A 16,238-nucleotide genomic window follows, 5' to 3' on the forward strand; every position below is an offset into this window, starting at 1 on the left:
CTGAATTTATTTAATTATTTATTTATTTTCGCGCTTACGCTTGAGAATAGCTGTTCCAGCTGCTGACACAGATACAATCGTCCCAGCCAGAGTCGAGAATAACAGAATACTCTCTCCGGTATTCGGTAATTCTTTATGACCATTTTTATATCCGGAAGCACTTGCTCCCTTATGATGATCTGCATGCCCATTCTTATTGGCAGATGCAGAAGCTTGACGATGGTCGGTAACCTTAACTGTTTGAGATTGTTTTTGATTACCAATTTCAATCGCAAAATTATAATGCTTATTTCGATCAAAAAGATATCCTGCCGGAGCTTTAGTCTCGACAAAGTAATAACTTCCCGGCTTCAAGCCACCAACGAGAATTGTGCCGTTTTTGCCGGTTACAAGACCTGTCTTAAGCCTATTCCCATTGGCCTTGTAAAGGTCAAAGACCGCGCCGGCTAACTTTTTACCAGTATTAGCATCTGTTTTTGTCAGAATCACTGAACCGGTTTTTTCCGAGTTTTCAGCCTTCACCACCACCGGAGTCTGTTGATTGAAGATAACTGTGAAAGCGTATTTCTTTCCAGAATTAAAGTTGTAACCATTTGGAGCCTTACTTTCAACAAAGTAATAACTTCCCGGTTTCAAATCACTAACCTTAATCTGACCATTGGCATCAGTCGTTAGATTCGAAGCTACTTTGGTTCCGTCTGATTTATAAAGATCGAAGACAGCCCCCTGCAAAGGATTTCCGGTATCAGAATCTATCTTGTTAAGAAGAACCGAACCAGTAATCTCTTGATCGCTTACGGCAACTTTAACTGAACTTTCAGAATTCATCGAAACCGTAAAGTCAAAGTGCTTGGTTGAAAGCTGATATCCTTCTGGAGCTTTAATCTCGACAAAGTAATAGTCTCCAGCTGTCAGATTTTGATTTTGATACTCGATCTGACCATTGGCATCGGTTGTTAGATCCGAAGCTACTTTGGTTCCGTCTGATTTATAAAGATCGAAGACAGCCCCTTGAAGGACTTTGTTAGTTGAACTATCACTATCGGTCTTGGTTAGAACAACGGCGTTTTCTTGATCATCAGCAGCAACCGTCACCGCTGAAGTTTGATTATCAATGATAGTAAAGTCAACATGTTTTGTTGATAACTGGTAGCCATCAGGCGCGCTGGTTTCAACAAAGTAGTAATCACCAGGTTTCAAGCCTTTGTAATTAATTTGTCCATTACTATCAGTCGCCAGGTCCTTGGCAACCTCGGTTCCATCCGTTGAATAGATGCTGTAAGTAGCTCCTTGAACAGGATTCTTGCTTGATGAATCACTATCAGTCTTGGTTAGAACAACTGAGGTTTCTGTATCACTGGTGCTTACAGTAACAGCACTTTGAGAATTACTTGTGACTGTAAAGTCGTAATGCTTGCTGGATAATTGATATCCATCCGGAGCTTTAGTCTCGACAAAGTAGTAATCACCGGCCTTCAAGCCCTGACTTTGATATTCGATTTGACCATTAGCATCAGTGGTTAGGTTGTCTTTAACGAGTTTCCCATCGCTGGTATAAATACTATAGACAGCGCCTTCCACTGGGCTGTTATCTGAGCTATCGCTATTAGTTTTCGTGAGAACCACTGCGTTTTCTTCATCATCAGCGCTGACTTTAACCGTCGACTGAAGATTCTTCGAAATCGTAAAGTCATAATGCTTGCTGGATAGTTGATAGCCATCCGGAGCACTGGTTTCAACGAAATAATAATTACCCGAGGTCAAATCCTGACTTTGATATTCGATTTGGCCATTAGCGTCAGTCGTTAGGTTATCTTTAACAAGTTTCCCGTCGCTAGTATAAATGCTATAAGTAGCACCCTTAACAACACCGTTAGCGGAACCATCAGTTTTCGTTAAGGTAACTGAATTTTCCTGATCACTCGAGTTGACCTGAACAGTCGCCTGTTGATTATCAGAAACCGTAAAGTCATAATGCTTTGTTGACAATTGATAACCATCTGGGGAATCGGTCTCGACAAAGTAGTAATCACCAGCCGCCAGGTCCTTGTTTTGATATTCGATTTGGCCATTAGCGTCAGTCGTCAGACCAGAAGCAACTTCTGTCCCATCGCTGGTATAGATACTATAAGTAGCTCCTTGAACAGGATTATTGTCGGAACTATTGCTATCGGTCTTTGTCAAAACAACTGAATTCTCATCATTGGAAACATTAACCGTTGCGCTGATGTTATCAGAATCCAAAGTAAAAGCGTATTGTTTGTTCGGATCGAAATGATAACCAGCCGGAGCACTGGTTTCAACAAAGTAGTAATCACCAGCATTCAATCCACTATATGAGAGTTCACCATTTTCGGTAGTTAAACCTGATTTAACCAAAGTGCCATCTTTTTCATATAGGGAGAAGACCGCACCATCAAGTTGGTTACCAGTCGAACTGTCGGTCTTTTTCAGAGTTACACTGCCCTGTTGGTTTGTCTCGACATCCGCAACAGTATCATTATCGGCAGCACTACTTTCAGATAAGGTAATTTGTTTGCCAGCAGCCAAAGTCGGTGAAATGATATAACCGTCGGGAGCTTGTGTTTCAACAAGAATGTAGTTTCCGCTCTTCAAGTTCTCCCAATTAATTTGTCCATTAGAATCAGTCGTCCCAGTGCGAAGCAATTGCCCTTTTTGCCCATTAGAGACGGAGTACAAAGCAAATTCTGCTCCAACGATAACTTTTCCGGTACCTTGCTCATTCTTTTGAATTACCAGATTCAGATTGCTTCCAGTTGCAGAACCACCGTTATTAACGACTTTCGTCGATGAAGTAACATCTTGATTAACTGTTTTTTCTCCATTACCTGTGATCGAAACAGTATTGCTTAAGGTATCGTTAGTCAGCGAAGAATTAATAAGAGCCTTGTAATCAATCGAATAGGCTGCCGAAATCTGATTTAGGAAACTAATAGTTAAGGTTTGGTCGCCAGTCGTTTGATTAGTATCCAAGTTGACTGTGTAATCAGTTCCTTCAACTAATTTATCCGCAGTGTTTTCAGTAACATTACCCTTAGAATCAATCGTTGTGCCATAAATAACTATCGAGTCCGGATCAACAATTTGGTTGCTGGAAGGCTGATCAGTCACAACAACATCCTTTAAAGTTGATTGAGATTTATTAACGACAATATTCCAATCAGCATAGGCAGAATTAGTAGGATCCTGCTCGCCTGACTTAGTGGCAAAACTTCCACTATTCGGAACACTGACAGAAGCAGTTAGATCCTGCTCTTTAGAATTATTTGTATATTTAGCTGTATTTGTATAACTGCTTTGATCAATGACTTTGCCAGCCAGACTAGTTTCATAGGTCAGGACATAAGCTTTCGTACTGCCTTCCGGCAATTTCGCTGTTAAAGTATTCGAGTCACTGTCGAAAGTAATATCCGGAGAACTGACTTGTGTACCCAAACTATAAGAACCATCAGAATTGATCGTTGCTTCATTAAGTTTTGCACTACCGGAAACATAATCCTGGTCACCGACAATTTGATCGGAAATTGTTGCATCAGTTAATGTGCGTTGATTGTAATTGGCAACGACTGTCCAGGTAATTGTTTTATTTGTGGCATTGTAACCGCCTGATTTGCTACCATCGTTGTCAAATTCAACTTTTGGTGTAAAGTCGGCGCTTCCGCTATTTTCATGAGAATCGCCATTGACATCGGTCCATGTCGCTTTGGCTGAATTTGTCCAAGTACCATTGGAAGGAAGTTCATTAGTATCAAAACTGGTCTTATAAGTTAAAGTGTAATAATCCTTGGCACTTGTTTTCAAAGCACCGATAAATTCAATCTTAAAACCAGTACTCGTCTCGGTAATCTGATAATCGGTTCCCTGCACCAAAGTCTGTTTAGTATCATTATCAGTTAAAACAAAGGAACTAGGATCAAGTGTCAAGCCATTTGGAATCGTATCATTAAGCACCCAATCCGACATGGCTTGTCGGCCTTCATTTATATCAAGTTTCCAAGCTACTGTCTTCGCGTTGTAGTCTACAGCACCAAGTGATTTTGTTAGGCCTTCTTCGTCGACTGATCCACCAGCGGTAGTCGTTTTATCATCACTTTCGACAGTATTGTTCAAATCAACCTTGCCGTTGATAGGCGAAGTGACTTGAGAATCATAATTAATCTTGACACCCTGATCAAGCCCATCAGGGAAAGTAATCGTCATTTTCTTATTAGTAGAATCATAGGAAACAATGTATGAACTGGCAGGGACAGTCGAACCATCTTCGTAAGTCAAAACCGGATCACCGGAAAATACTTGGCTGCCGTCCAAAGTATCGGTTATAGATGTACCGGCAGGAAGACTTTTTTCACCAAAATTATAATCAAGTTCCCACTTATATTTCTGGCTGCCACTACTATCCGCACCGAGAAAAGACTTGTTTAGAAGTTTGCCATAACTCGCTGTAACAGTGGCACTTGCTGGTGAAGTCTTGCCATCATTATCGAGTGTTGCCGTATTAGTAAAGGTTACATTTCCGCCATCATCAGGGATTGCATCAGCATCGATATTCGTCGTGTACTCTACCTTAAAGGTTTGGTAAGTATCAGCATATTTGCCGATTAAAGTGACTGTACCATCACTGTCAACTGTATAATCGGTTCCTTCAACCAAAGCTGCTCCGGTAGCAGTAACATTTCCGGACATATCAATCGTTAACGGATAAACAGCCGTACTCGCCAAAGTTGTTCCGGAAGGCATTGAATCAGAAATTTTTGCGTTCTTTAATTCGTTGCCATTGGTATTAACAGTTACATCCCAAATAACTTGCTTAGGATTCGAACTAGAGGAAGTGTGTCCGACTTTAGAAATATCGTCACCACCGGTTGGGTTAACAACTATATTAGTTGTTACCGGGCCCTCTTTGGTTGGAATCACAATAGTTGTTTGTCCAGGGGTCGTGACATTAATTTGCGTCTGATTATAGTAGAAATCTCCGGAAATATCGTCATGATCGGTCACATTATCATTAAAAGTAAATGTAACTGTTCCATCGGCAGCGATCGAATAAGTTCCATAATCTCCTAAGCTGCCAGTTCCTGGACGGTAATTAACATTCGAGGGCAATTGAAAAGTAAAGTAATCTCCTGCTTTAAGTTGATAGCCATCTTCTAAATCATTTGGAATCGACCATTTGTAATCAAAAGAAATATTTGTATCTGCAGTCACTTGATCAGGATCAACCGTATTACCATCCTGGTCTGTGAAAGTAATATCAGCACTGTCGATGATTGTGCCATTATCTGAAGACGGCAAGTATTGCGAGATATCGTTGCCAGTCGTCGTATCATCTGCAGCAACAGCCGCCTTGATCGTCGACTTCGTCGTCGTCTTTGAAGAACTTGAACTTGCCGCACTCGAACTTGAAGAGCTGGAAGATGCCGAAATGCTACTTTGCGCCGAAGACGAAGAAGCAGATGCTGAGGATGCTTCTTGGGCAATATCTGCCGAAACAGCCTGATTTTCATAAGTCAATTGAATCTTATTAGTTTGACCAATTTTAGAACTATCCAAATTTAACGAAATTGAAATATCGTTATCGGCACCAGATTTAGCGTTAATTTCAATATCCTGTTGTTCAATAGTATAATTCACTAAATCTGTTTCTTTACTTTGTTGTTCAGCAGCAGTTTTAAACTCCAGTGGACTGTTTAGAGCAATTTTATAGTTGCTATTGCTGTCTGCCGTAACATGAACTTTTAAAGTAAAGTCATTCGTACTGTTACTACTGTCGGTAGCTTTAACACTCTCCAATTTAAGGCTATTGCCTGATGAATCCTCTGTAGTGGAAGAGAATGCTTGCGCACCTGCAGCAACGTATTGCAGAGAAATGGTCAATGCCATTAAAACCGCAAATAATCTTCGAAACCATTTACCCATAATATTTTAAATCCTCCGAATAAAATATCCTCGCACGTACAACAATTTTTATTTGCGATAAAAATGTAATGTTCTCAATTAATCCCAATAATTGCGTCTTAATGAAACATTTCCGTCATAAAAAAAGTCCAACTACGTGAAGCTATACCGAAATATATCATTTTAGAGAACGCTTGCAATGTAAAAAAATAGTAGTTTTATATAATTTTCTAATAAAATTTTTTTTTTGATAAATATTTCGATATTATCAATAAAAAGCCAATTGATGTAACACCAATTGGCTCAAAAAATTGTTCAAAAAATATATCAATTACCTCAAAATACTGTTTTATGCAGGAAATGGAATAAATTATGTTTTTCAAATAGACGGGCAATTCTTAAAAGATCAATCTCGCGACCTTTTGCTGCTTGAAATTGAATACCAAGCGGTAGGCCGGCCGCGGTCAAATGAGTCGGCAAAGAAATGGCTGGTTCACCAGTCAAATTAGCTTGTTGAGTGAAAGGGGTTAAGGCCAGACTCGGCAAAAAAGCATCATAGATCAATTGTTGACGCTCAAACGACGAATTCAGCGAAGTGACTTCTTTCATCCGACCGAGCAATTCCGGACTGACCAACTCATCCGTTAATTTAGGCGCCGGATAAGCAGTTGTCGGTGTTAAATAAAGATCATAGTTTTCGTGAAACTGATTCATTTGGTAACTGGCTATATCCCATTTACTAAGGGCTTGACTGTATTCTCCAGCGGTGACGAGTTTGCCGGCTTGATAAATAACCCAGGACATCAATTCCATATCCTGCATATTTGTAGGTCGTCCAATCCCCTCTTCGATGTCGGCAAACATTGCAGCCGTTTCCCCGGCATTCATTAGATAATAAAGCTGCATAATTTCTTTTCCGTCCAAAGGATTTTCCTGTTCTTCAACCTGAAAACCTTCCGAGCGAATAAAGTCGACGGCGTTTTCAACTGCTGTTTTTGCTTCATCGCTAACCTCTGTTCCGACTGGAGATTTAGTCGTATAAGCAATTGTCAGATTTCTATCAAGTTGATCGATCCCGGCAAAAAATCCTGCTTCATAAAGCGGCGTAGTAAAAGCTGCTGCTGGTTGAACCGTTTGGATGGCGTCAAGTAGCCGAGCATTGTCCCGAACCGAACGCGTCAAGGCAAAACTAATCGAGGCCCCCTGCCAGGTTCGCCAGTCAGTCGGGCCAACCGGAATCCGTCCGCGGGTCGGCTTCAAACCAATCAAAGAAGAAAAGGAGGCCGGAATCCGAATCGAACCACCGCCGTCACTTCCGCTGGCAATGCTGACAAAATCAGCCGCCATGCTGCTGGCCGCGCCTCCCGAAGAACCACCAGAATAATAATCAATATTCCATGGATTGCGTGTTGGCCCATAAAGAGTCGGGTCAGTGATATTTTTGAAACCGAATTCCGGGGCATTGGTTTGCCCAATAACAATGAAACCGGCTTTTTGTAAAGCTTGAACATAAAAATCAGTCTGGTCGGCAACAAGTTTCTTTAACAAACGCGAACTGGCAGTCGCCGGTTCACCAGCTAATTTTTGGCCAAGACCTTTCAATAAAATCGGAACTCCAAAAAAAGGCTGACCATGGTCGTTTATCCGTTTTGCTTCTTCTAACGCTCTGTCGGCTCGCAAATAAGTAACCGCATTGAGCCGGGAATTACCTTTTTCGATTTTGTTTAAGGACTGTTCGACCAAATCACTACTGCTGGTAATACCTTCTCTCACCAATTCAGCTTGTCTGCTTGCATCTTCCATGTTTGCTCCCCGAATTTCTAAAAATATTTCTTATTTAATTCTAAATTTAAAAATGAATATTTTAAATAATAAAAAAACAATCAAGCCAACAGCCTAATTGTTTTTACTTTTTGGAATAATATAACCGGCAATCTTGCTGACAAGCGCTTCGCCGCTATCCTGATCAGTGTTGTTCCTTGTCAAGATCGCAACCAGGTAGCGTTCGTGATCCGAGTAGCCAATCGTGTTAACATGCCAAGTACCATTATCAGCGTTCAACCAACCGTTTTTAAAGGCCGGGTCTTTCATCACACCGATTCCAAAACGCTGGCTAGAAGTAATATTGGACATCAGATTTAAGATATAATCCTTGTCGCTACTCGGCATCGTCAAAATATATTTCAGTAATTTTATTTGATCAGCAGCTGTCGAGGTCGACAAACCAAAACCTTCAGTATTGGCAACCGTCGAGGTCATCCCCAAGTTCTTCCACAGCGACTCAAGTGCCGGATAACCACCAATATCGTCAAACAAATCAATCGCTGATTGATTGTCGGATATTTCAACCATTTCCGTTGCTATGTCATTCAAGTCGCCCGTTAAAGGGCCATCGTCTTTGACAATCTGTGTCAGGATTGAAGCCTTCACAGAACTGGCCAGCCAGAAATCCTTATTGCTATTTGAATAAGTTAGTTTGGCTCCGGTTTTTGTATCCAAAACATAAATATTGGCCTTGGAATTACCGATAATTGCATTAATTTTTTTCGTAAATTCAGCCTGAGAAATCATCGGGCTGGCATTGCTTTGCGTTGTCGTATTCGTACTGCTATTCGTACTGCTGGAAGTTTTTTGATTAAATATTTTACTCCAACCTTCTTTGAAGTCTGTTTGAATACTTTTGAAAGAGGTTTTTTTTGAATTCGTTGCGGTGGTTTTACCACTGGTATGGTCACTCCAAACGAAAAATACTAGGCAGACCGCTGCAAGAGAAAAAAATATTAAAAACAACCTCTTACTTCTCATTAGTATATATAGTAACAATTCAAAATTAAAATAATATTAATATTTTAATGATGGCGAGCGATATCTTTCCAATCATCCATATAAACGAAGCCAACCGCTTTCTCACCAGTGTGAACGCCGATTAATGGCCCAATTGGAATAAAATCGGTAATGACATCGGGATATTTTTCATGGAAATCAGCCTGCCAATTTTCCGTTAAAGCTCGATTATTCGCATCGGCGAACAGGACTCTGATTGGCCGATCAAAGTCGGGAGCATCAATAGCATACTGTTTTAAAAGCCAGTTCCAGGCACGTTTCATTTGTCGTTCTTTACCAATCGCGACAATTTTCGATGCCTTATTAAAAACCAGAATCGGTTTAATATTTAAGAGGCCGGCAACCAAAGCCGCTCCTCCGGCCAAACGGCCGGTGCGTTTCAAATGACTAATATCGTCAACGACAATAAAGACTCTTGTCGAATCACGAAGCAAAGCCACTTTTTTCATAATCTCCTCACGCGTAATCCCTTGAGCCAAAAGCTCAGCTGCCAGTAAAGCCTGGACTCCGGAAACCATTAAAGTAAATTTGGAATCCCAAACCTGAACATCAAGTTCCTGATAGTCGTTGGCCAAATTAACCGCCATGTTGTAAAACCCGGAAATACCGCTGGCCATCGTCATCAAAATCGCCTGTCTATATCCATCGGCCCTAACTTGCTCAAAAGCCTTTAAAACATCAGCCGGACTAGCCATTGAAGTCGAAGGCATTTTTTTTGCAGAATTCATATCCTTGAAAAACTTGGCTGCCGAACTCCAATCGGAATCATACTTGATCCGCCCGTTAAAAATAATTGGAGTCGGAATGACATAGATATTGTATTTTTGCTGTTCTTCTTTGGGAATATAAAAAGAACTGTCGACGATCACTGCAACATTTTTTACCATTTCAATCCTCCAATCTTTTATAGTCCTCTGCCCAGATCAAACCAACTGCTTTCCCACCAATATGAACACCGACCAAAGGACCTATAATACCACGTTCAAAAATAATTTCCGGCCAACGCTTTTCGGCCCTTTTAAGCCAAGCATCGGCCAATTCAGGATTATCCGCATCGAGAATCGAAACACGCATCGGCCAGCCGGCTCGTTGGTAGTTATCCGCGATTTTGGCAAAGTGTTTTTCAATATAGCGCCAAGCGCCGGACATTTTGCGTGTTTTGGCAACTGCATCGATTTTCCCTTGTTTATTGGTATTGATATTCAGAATCGGTTTAATATTCAAGAGGCCAGCAACCAATGCCTGGCCACCTGACAAACGTCCGGTTCGTTGTAAATGGCTAATCGAATCAACCACAAAGAAAACACCGGTCCGACTGCGAAGAATCTGTAATTTACTCAAAATCTCGTCAATGCCAATCCCTTTTTCGGCCAAATAGGCGGCCAAAAGGGCTTGGTTCCCAGCACCAAGGCAGGCAATTCTCGAATCCCAAACATGAATATCGATATCGGAATGACTTGAAGCAATCGCGCTTGTATTAAGGAAGGTCCCGGAAAAGCCGGAAGACAAAGTAATGACAAGTGCTTGTTTGTAGCCATCGTCCTTGGCTGCCTGGAAGGCTGCTTCAAAGTCGCCGGGAGCTGGTTGGCTTGTTGTTGGTTGGATGGGAGTAGTTGCCATCTGCTGATAAAAATCCGCGTTGACCGGCCAATTAAACTCATGATAAATAGTTTCTCCAAAAATGATTGGATTGTCAATAACATAAATATGATGTTTTTTTAATTGGTCCTTAGGAATGTAACTCGAACTATCAACGATAATGGCAATTTTGCTCATCTAAAACAACTCCGTCCTGACAATCACCGCACCCGCGCGGTACTGGGTTGATTTAAAACCAGTCAATCCATATTTTATCTTACTATAGAGAAGTTTTAGCCAATGATAGACAAACATAGGAAAATAAAAAGACAGTCCACAAAGATCAATTGTTAAACTGCCCAGTTGTATTTAATTTAATTGTCGCATTTGTCGACGGCATGGCCACCAAATTCATGGCGGAGTGCTGCAACAACCTTACCGGTAAAAGTGTCATCCTGCATCGAACGATAACGCATCATTAGTGAAAGAGCAATGACCGGTGTTGGAATCCGCATGTTCATCGCCTCTTCGAGTGTCCACTTACCTTCTCCGGAAGAATGCATTCTTCCGGCTATCTGATCAAGTTTTGGATCTTTGGAAAAGGCATCCTCCGCTAATTCCATTAGCCAACCACGGATAACAGAGCCATGATTCCACAATTTTGCAACAGCTTCATAATCATAGTCGAATTGTGAACCTTCCAAAACTTCAAAACCTTCGGCAATCGCTTGCATTTCGCCATATTCAATACCGTTATGAACCATTTTAAGATAGTGACCCGAACCAAGTTTGCCGGTATAAAGATATCCATCCTTTACCGAAATAGCTTTAAATAATGGCTCGATTGTTTTCCAGGCCTCAGGGTCATCCCCTCCAACCATGAAGTTTCCGCCTTCCAAAGCTCCTTCCATTCCGCCAGAAGTACCAGCATCGAAGAACTTGATACCGGCAGCCGTCGTCCGCTTATTTTGTTCGAGATTATCCTTATAATTCGAATTTCCACCATCAATCAAAATATTACCGGCATCGAGTTTTTCAATCAAATCATCGATTGTTGAATTGGTTGGTTTTCCAGCAGGTACCATTACCCAAACAATTCTTGGCGAATCGAGTTTGTCAACCAAATCCTGAGTATCAACAGCAGTTTGCGCACCATAAGAAGCTGCCTTATCAATGGAATCACTATTTAAATCAAATCCCACCACTTCAATTTTGTTGTCGATCATATTTTTTACTAAATTAAGGCCCATTTTACCGAGGCCGATCATTCCAACTTTCATCTCTGCTCCTTCTTAACGTTATTATTTTATGTAATTTTTTTACTCATATCAAGTTTTTACGTGTAAAATATTTACATAGAGGTAAATCCTAGTGCAAAACGTAACAGAGACAATCAGATCATATTATGAAAAATTACATCCCGGAGAAAAAAGAATCGCTGATTATATTCTTTCCCATCAAGATTCAGTAATGGATGCAACGATTCAAAGCCTGTCGGATAAAATCGGTATTTCAACAGCTTCGATTTCCCGTTTTACCCGGCACCTCGGTTATCCAAATTTTCGTGATTTTCTGATCGCTTTATCGGCTAGTAAAAAAAACAGCAGTTCGGATTTCTTCACGGAAATCAAACAAAGCGACCAAAGTGAGCAAATCGTTAAAAAACTTTTTTCAGCCGGCATTGCCGCCTTAACCGCAACAGCTGCCAACCTTAATATGAAAGATTTGGATCGGGTCGTTGACTGGCTGGTATCGTCAAACAAGATCGGCTTTTTCGGGATTGGTGGTTCGTCAATCGTGGCCTTCAATGCTTACCATAAATTCTTGCGAACTAATTTAAATATTGTCAGCCACCCGGATTACGACATCCAAATTATGCAGGCGGCTCATCTAACAAGTGAAGATCTAGGAATCGTTATCAGTCATTCCGGTCGAAATCAAGATACCCTTTTGGTTGAAAACAAACTACGAGAAAATGGATCAAAAATTGTGGCGATCACGGCTTTTCCGGAATCACCAATTGCGAAAAATGCCGATATTGTTTTGAATTCTTATTCCGAAGAAGTTAATTTTCGTCAAGAATCAATGAGTTCCTTAGTTGCACAAATTACAATTATTGATACTCTATTTACTTTAGTTGGGCATCGTCTGAACGAACAAACTGACCAGGTTATCAATTCAATGCGGCGGGTAATCGAACAAACTCGTGTGAGAAAATAATTTTCAACAAAAGAATAATAAGAACACGCAAAAGAAATTATTCGAAAAATAAAAAAACCTAAGAAGGTCTTTTTTACATAAATTAATCATTAACAATTGTGACTTGTGCCAAGCGACGACGCAGCTTTTCATCACAGGCGTATATATACAAGCCCTTGCGGCCGCGTTTTAATAAAACATTCAAAGCATTCAACATAATTCGTTGTTGATCATCGGTAGAAATATCGCGGTCTTTCGGGGTGCGAAAAGCAGCGTGGTCTTCATAGCCGCTAGGATCGACAGTCAACTCTTTTTTTCTTTTGTCATAAGAGATTGAAGGGCCAATAATCAAGCCGACATAATTCAAATCAAAGCCCTGGATTGTATAAATTGAGCCAACTTCGTTAATTGTTTCATCGCGTAAAGCCCACGGTTCGTTGCCAACGTCCAATTGATCCCAAGGAAGACGAAAATCTCCTGCTTGAACGTACCAAACTCCCTTGCCGACTGTGTAAGGAAAATCGGTTGTTGCCAACATTCGAGAAAGACCAAATTGTTGATTATGCAATTTAATTTGTTGAAACATCAATCGGGGATTTTCAAAAAACTTCAAATCAAAATGTCTGCTTTCAACCGAGGGAACAATTTTGCGTTTTCGCGTCAATTGGTTAATCCAGTTTGCCAGGCTATTCCCAGCATCCTCAATTCGATATTGCTGCTGTAAATGAAAAATTTCGTGCGGATAAGCAGCTATTAAATCAGCTAATTTCCCTCTGCTCCAAAGACTCTTGAATTTAAGAACCTGATAAGGATCGAAGACAAGTACAAGAATACGACTGCGTTTAATGATTTCCAATAATTGATTGTTCTGATGAAATTTATTGTAATTATCACTTTGGGTCAACAACAAGTGAGCTTCATCAATCAAAACGATATCGCCATTCCGTTGAAGTTTGTCCGATTGGTTGATATAAGAGGTCGGTTTCATGAAACTATTTTTCTTTAAATGAGGATTTTCTCCGGCCAACTTACGATAAATTTTTAGCATCTCAGCATGATTAACCAGCAAAAAATTCTTTGTCCGATATAGAGGAGACTGACGATCCTCTTCAGCTATTTGCTGGATTTTTGTGAAAGCTTGCTGAAGAATCAAACTTTTTCCAGTTCCGGCATCTCCCTCGATTACCAAAATGCTCGTCTTGTCTGACGAAATATTTTCCTGACTGAAAGTAATGATTTTTTCAATCAGTCTTTTTTGTTCTAAAGAAAGTTTTTCGTCTTTATCAAGCAAAAAAGTTCCTTTGCTTGAAATTAAATTTTGTTCCAATGCAGATCCTTTCGTCTTTTAAATAATCTTTTATATGGTAAATATTTAAAAATAAAAGTGCAAGTTTTATCCAAATATACAAAAAAACACCCGCAAAAAAACAGGTGTTTTTAAAATCTCCAAATCATTAATTAATAGCTGCTTGTACCAGAAGATGAGCTTCCACTAATAAATAGAGAAACCAATGAGAAGATTACCTGATACATAATGAAGTAACCACTCAAAATCCACATACCGATGTAAAGCCAAGCATATGCCTTGTATTGACCCTTAATCTTGGTAACAGTCTTCACAGCAGCCTTGGCAGCTGTTTTGGCCGTCGTTTTAGTAGCTGGTTTCTTGTCTTTAACATCGCTTGTTGTGTTAAGCAGACCGCCGAGACCGTGATTCTTGATGAAAAAGCCTCCCCAGATCAACATGACACTCAAAGCAAGGAATAAGATTTGTTGAAGAATTACGTAAACGTAATCCAAAATTTCTAACCATAAAGTAGACATTTATTATTTTCCTTTCGAACAACTTCTTTATTCTAACAAACAAATGAAAAAAATATTACTTAAAATATAGATTAAGAAACTTCTTAATCTGAGCCGTATAAGCACTTGGATGGTCGCCGAAGCCTTGTACATGACCAGAATTTGGAGCTATCCAAAGCTGTTTTTCCGGATCTTTATCGGCATTATAAAGCTGATAAACCATTTTTGTCGGTACATAACTATCGGCCCCGCCATGCATAAAGAGCATCGGTCGGGTGTTTTTCTCAACCTGTTTTATAGAGCTGGCCTCGGTATATGAATAACCAGCAAATAATTTTGAAATTAAGCTAACGGTTGATACAAAGGGTTTTTGCGGCAAATTATACATTGCTTTGGCCTCATAGGTAATCTCTGCCTCGACGCTGGTGTAACCAGAATCTTCGATCAAAGCTTTGACGTTCGAAGGCAAAGAATCTCCCGACATCATCGCGACGGTCGCTCCACCCATTGAAATACCAAAAGGAACGATCTCGACATTTTTATTCTTCGAGATCAGATAACGGATCCAAGCTTCAACATCGCCTTTATCCAACCAACCAAAACCGACATAATGGCCCTGAGACTTCCCATGACCACGATTGTCGACTGTTAGCGTATTGTAGCCTAAATTGGCGAACATATCGGTATAAGCTTTCATGCCGGTTTTGTTACGACGAAAACCGTGAATGATAATAACCGTCTTATTGGTGGCCTTTCCAGCCGGCAAATAATAAGCGTCCAATTTCAAACCGTCATTTTTAATTGTCACTCTTTCGCCGGAAGCCTGATAGCGTTTTTGAAAATCCTTCACATAAGGCTTGAGGCTAGCCGGAACACCGGTGTAAGTATAATTTTTATCGTTTTCGGAATTCCGAAGCTCGGCAACACTAAAGAAATAAGCGCAGGCTGCCAAATAAACAACAAGGATAAAAACAACAATTCTAATTAACCAACGCAACATCTTTTTTAATATACCCTTTCTTCGAATTTTTTGCTCCTGAAAATTTGTCAAAAATGTAAAACAAAAAATAAGTCAAAAGGATAAGTTCGGAATAATCCAAAAAGTTATGTTCTAAATTTATTTATTGCTTGGGGACCGACTTTTTGACGAAAATTATGTTCCAAATGCGGCCAAAGAAATTCGTCGGCCGTTCGAATAATGAAGCCGTTGAATAAAATCGAATATAGAGTCGCGATGCCAACTGAATAAAGATGCCGAGTAAAAATAAAGGAAACGATCATGACTAATATAGGCGGAACAAAATCAATCAATTGAGACCTGGTCGCGCTCCCTTTTAAATATAGAAAACGAAGAATATTAGTCGTGTCGTCATTAGGATGCATAACAATATTTGCACGTTGATATAAAGAAATACCCATACAAAAAAAGGTAATTCCCAAACAGGAGATGGCGGCTCTTAAAATGATTGGCAAACGGCCGATACCAAGAAGATCAAAAATTTGAACGAAGAAATCAATAAAATAACTGAAGAAACATATGAAAATCATTTCATTCAAAAAACGTTTCCAATCAAAACGACGAATCAAAACTTGATTGGTCAAGGCATTTAAAAACCCATTAATAAATAAAAAGATTCCAATACTAAGTCCGGTCCATTTACTTAGATTAACGGCAGAAGCCGTCCAAACTCCGCTCCCCATGTTTCCGGAAACCGATAGTGCATTCCCCAAAGCATTCAAGAATAATCCCGATATTAAACCGAACCAACGTTCGATCGATGTATTTTTAATTTACAAAGCCTCCGCGGAACTGTAACAGTTTTACTTATACATATGTAGAATAGCACTGGGTAATCCCGAAAATTGGCAAAAGCAATTGAAAATAGGAAGAAAGATTT

At 40.1% G+C, this 16,238-nt stretch carries 11 protein-coding genes; 1 reads left to right on the forward strand and 10 read right to left on the reverse strand.

Translation table 11 applies throughout. The features are described from left to right. Positions 1 to 18: 18 nt before the first annotated feature. The 6 genes from J3U91_RS07900 to gnd all read right to left on the reverse strand — a co-directional run bounded on the left by J3U91_RS07900 (position 19) and on the right by gnd (position 11,618). Entirely contained in the window at positions 19 to 5,937 is a 5,919-nt protein-coding gene (locus tag J3U91_RS07900) for a SpaA isopeptide-forming pilin-related protein (protein ID WP_002826706.1), read from the reverse strand. Positions 5,938 to 6,252: 315 nt separating this feature from the next. Then, positions 6,253 to 7,719: an amidase gene (locus tag J3U91_RS07905; RefSeq protein ID WP_002819328.1), complete on the reverse strand. Its 1,467-nt coding sequence runs from the start codon at positions 7,717 to 7,719 to the stop codon at positions 6,253 to 6,255. A 93-nt stretch (positions 7,720 to 7,812) separates the two neighbouring features. Continuing rightward, positions 7,813 to 8,706, reverse strand: a complete 894-nt coding sequence (locus tag J3U91_RS07910; RefSeq protein ID WP_002819330.1) for an LppW family protein — start codon at positions 8,704 to 8,706, stop codon at positions 7,813 to 7,815. A 59-nt stretch (positions 8,707 to 8,765) separates the two neighbouring features. Beyond that, positions 8,766 to 9,647: a DegV family protein gene (locus J3U91_RS07915; protein WP_002819331.1), complete on the reverse strand. Its 882-nt coding sequence runs from the start codon at positions 9,645 to 9,647 to the stop codon at positions 8,766 to 8,768. Position 9,648: 1 nt separating this feature from the next. Further along, positions 9,649 to 10,536: a DegV family protein gene (locus J3U91_RS07920; RefSeq protein WP_002819332.1), complete on the reverse strand. Its 888-nt coding sequence runs from the start codon at positions 10,534 to 10,536 to the stop codon at positions 9,649 to 9,651. A gap of 176 nt (positions 10,537 to 10,712) precedes the next feature. Next, entirely contained in the window at positions 10,713 to 11,618 is a 906-nt protein-coding gene (gene gnd, locus J3U91_RS07925; protein WP_002819333.1) for a phosphogluconate dehydrogenase (NAD(+)-dependent, decarboxylating), read from the reverse strand. A 91-nt stretch (positions 11,619 to 11,709) separates the two neighbouring features. Between gnd and J3U91_RS07930 the strand changes: the two genes are divergently transcribed. Beyond that, positions 11,710 to 12,558, forward strand: a complete 849-nt coding sequence (locus tag J3U91_RS07930) for a MurR/RpiR family transcriptional regulator (protein WP_002817598.1) — start codon at positions 11,710 to 11,712, stop codon at positions 12,556 to 12,558. 82 nt (positions 12,559 to 12,640) lie between these two features. On the opposite strand, the gene J3U91_RS07935 is transcribed toward J3U91_RS07930, so the two are convergent. The 4 genes from J3U91_RS07935 to J3U91_RS07950 all read right to left on the reverse strand — a co-directional run bounded on the left by J3U91_RS07935 (position 12,641) and on the right by J3U91_RS07950 (position 16,095). Then, the gene (locus tag J3U91_RS07935) at positions 12,641 to 13,864 is read right to left on the reverse strand and encodes a DUF2075 domain-containing protein (protein ID WP_002819334.1); all 1,224 of its coding nucleotides are present in this window, start codon (positions 13,862 to 13,864) and stop codon (positions 12,641 to 12,643) included. A 131-nt stretch (positions 13,865 to 13,995) separates the two neighbouring features. Further along, a complete protein-coding gene (locus J3U91_RS07940; protein ID WP_002819335.1) occupies positions 13,996 to 14,361 on the reverse strand; it encodes a hypothetical protein in 366 nt (121 codons plus the stop codon). A 55-nt stretch (positions 14,362 to 14,416) separates the two neighbouring features. After that, complete coding sequence (locus J3U91_RS07945; RefSeq protein WP_002819336.1) at positions 14,417 to 15,340, reverse strand: alpha/beta hydrolase; 924 nt, start codon at positions 15,338 to 15,340, stop codon at positions 14,417 to 14,419. Positions 15,341 to 15,444: 104 nt separating this feature from the next. Next, positions 15,445 to 16,095: a DUF6198 family protein gene (locus tag J3U91_RS07950; protein ID WP_222101850.1), complete on the reverse strand. Its 651-nt coding sequence runs from the start codon at positions 16,093 to 16,095 to the stop codon at positions 15,445 to 15,447. Between the last annotated feature and the right edge of the window lie 143 nt (positions 16,096 to 16,238).

This window comes from Oenococcus oeni, assembly GCF_020510245.1.
Taxonomy (GTDB): domain Bacteria; phylum Bacillota; class Bacilli; order Lactobacillales; family Lactobacillaceae; genus Oenococcus; species Oenococcus oeni.

Coding starts and splice junctions, on each gene's coding strand:
- gnd (WP_002819333.1), bottom strand. CDS start 11,618: ATGAAAGTTGGAATGATCGGCCTCGGTAAAATGGGCCTTAATTTAGTA.
- J3U91_RS07915 (WP_002819331.1), bottom strand. CDS start 9,647: ATGGTAAAAAATGTTGCAGTGATCGTCGACAGTTCTTTTTATATTCCC.
- J3U91_RS07945 (WP_002819336.1), bottom strand. CDS start 15,340: ATGTTGCGTTGGTTAATTAGAATTGTTGTTTTTATCCTTGTTGTTTAT.
- J3U91_RS07900 (WP_002826706.1), bottom strand. CDS start 5,937: ATGGGTAAATGGTTTCGAAGATTATTTGCGGTTTTAATGGCATTGACC.
- J3U91_RS07920 (WP_002819332.1), bottom strand. CDS start 10,536: ATGAGCAAAATTGCCATTATCGTTGATAGTTCGAGTTACATTCCTAAG.
- J3U91_RS07940 (WP_002819335.1), bottom strand. CDS start 14,361: ATGTCTACTTTATGGTTAGAAATTTTGGATTACGTTTACGTAATTCTT.
- J3U91_RS07905 (WP_002819328.1), bottom strand. CDS start 7,719: ATGGAAGATGCAAGCAGACAAGCTGAATTGGTGAGAGAAGGTATTACC.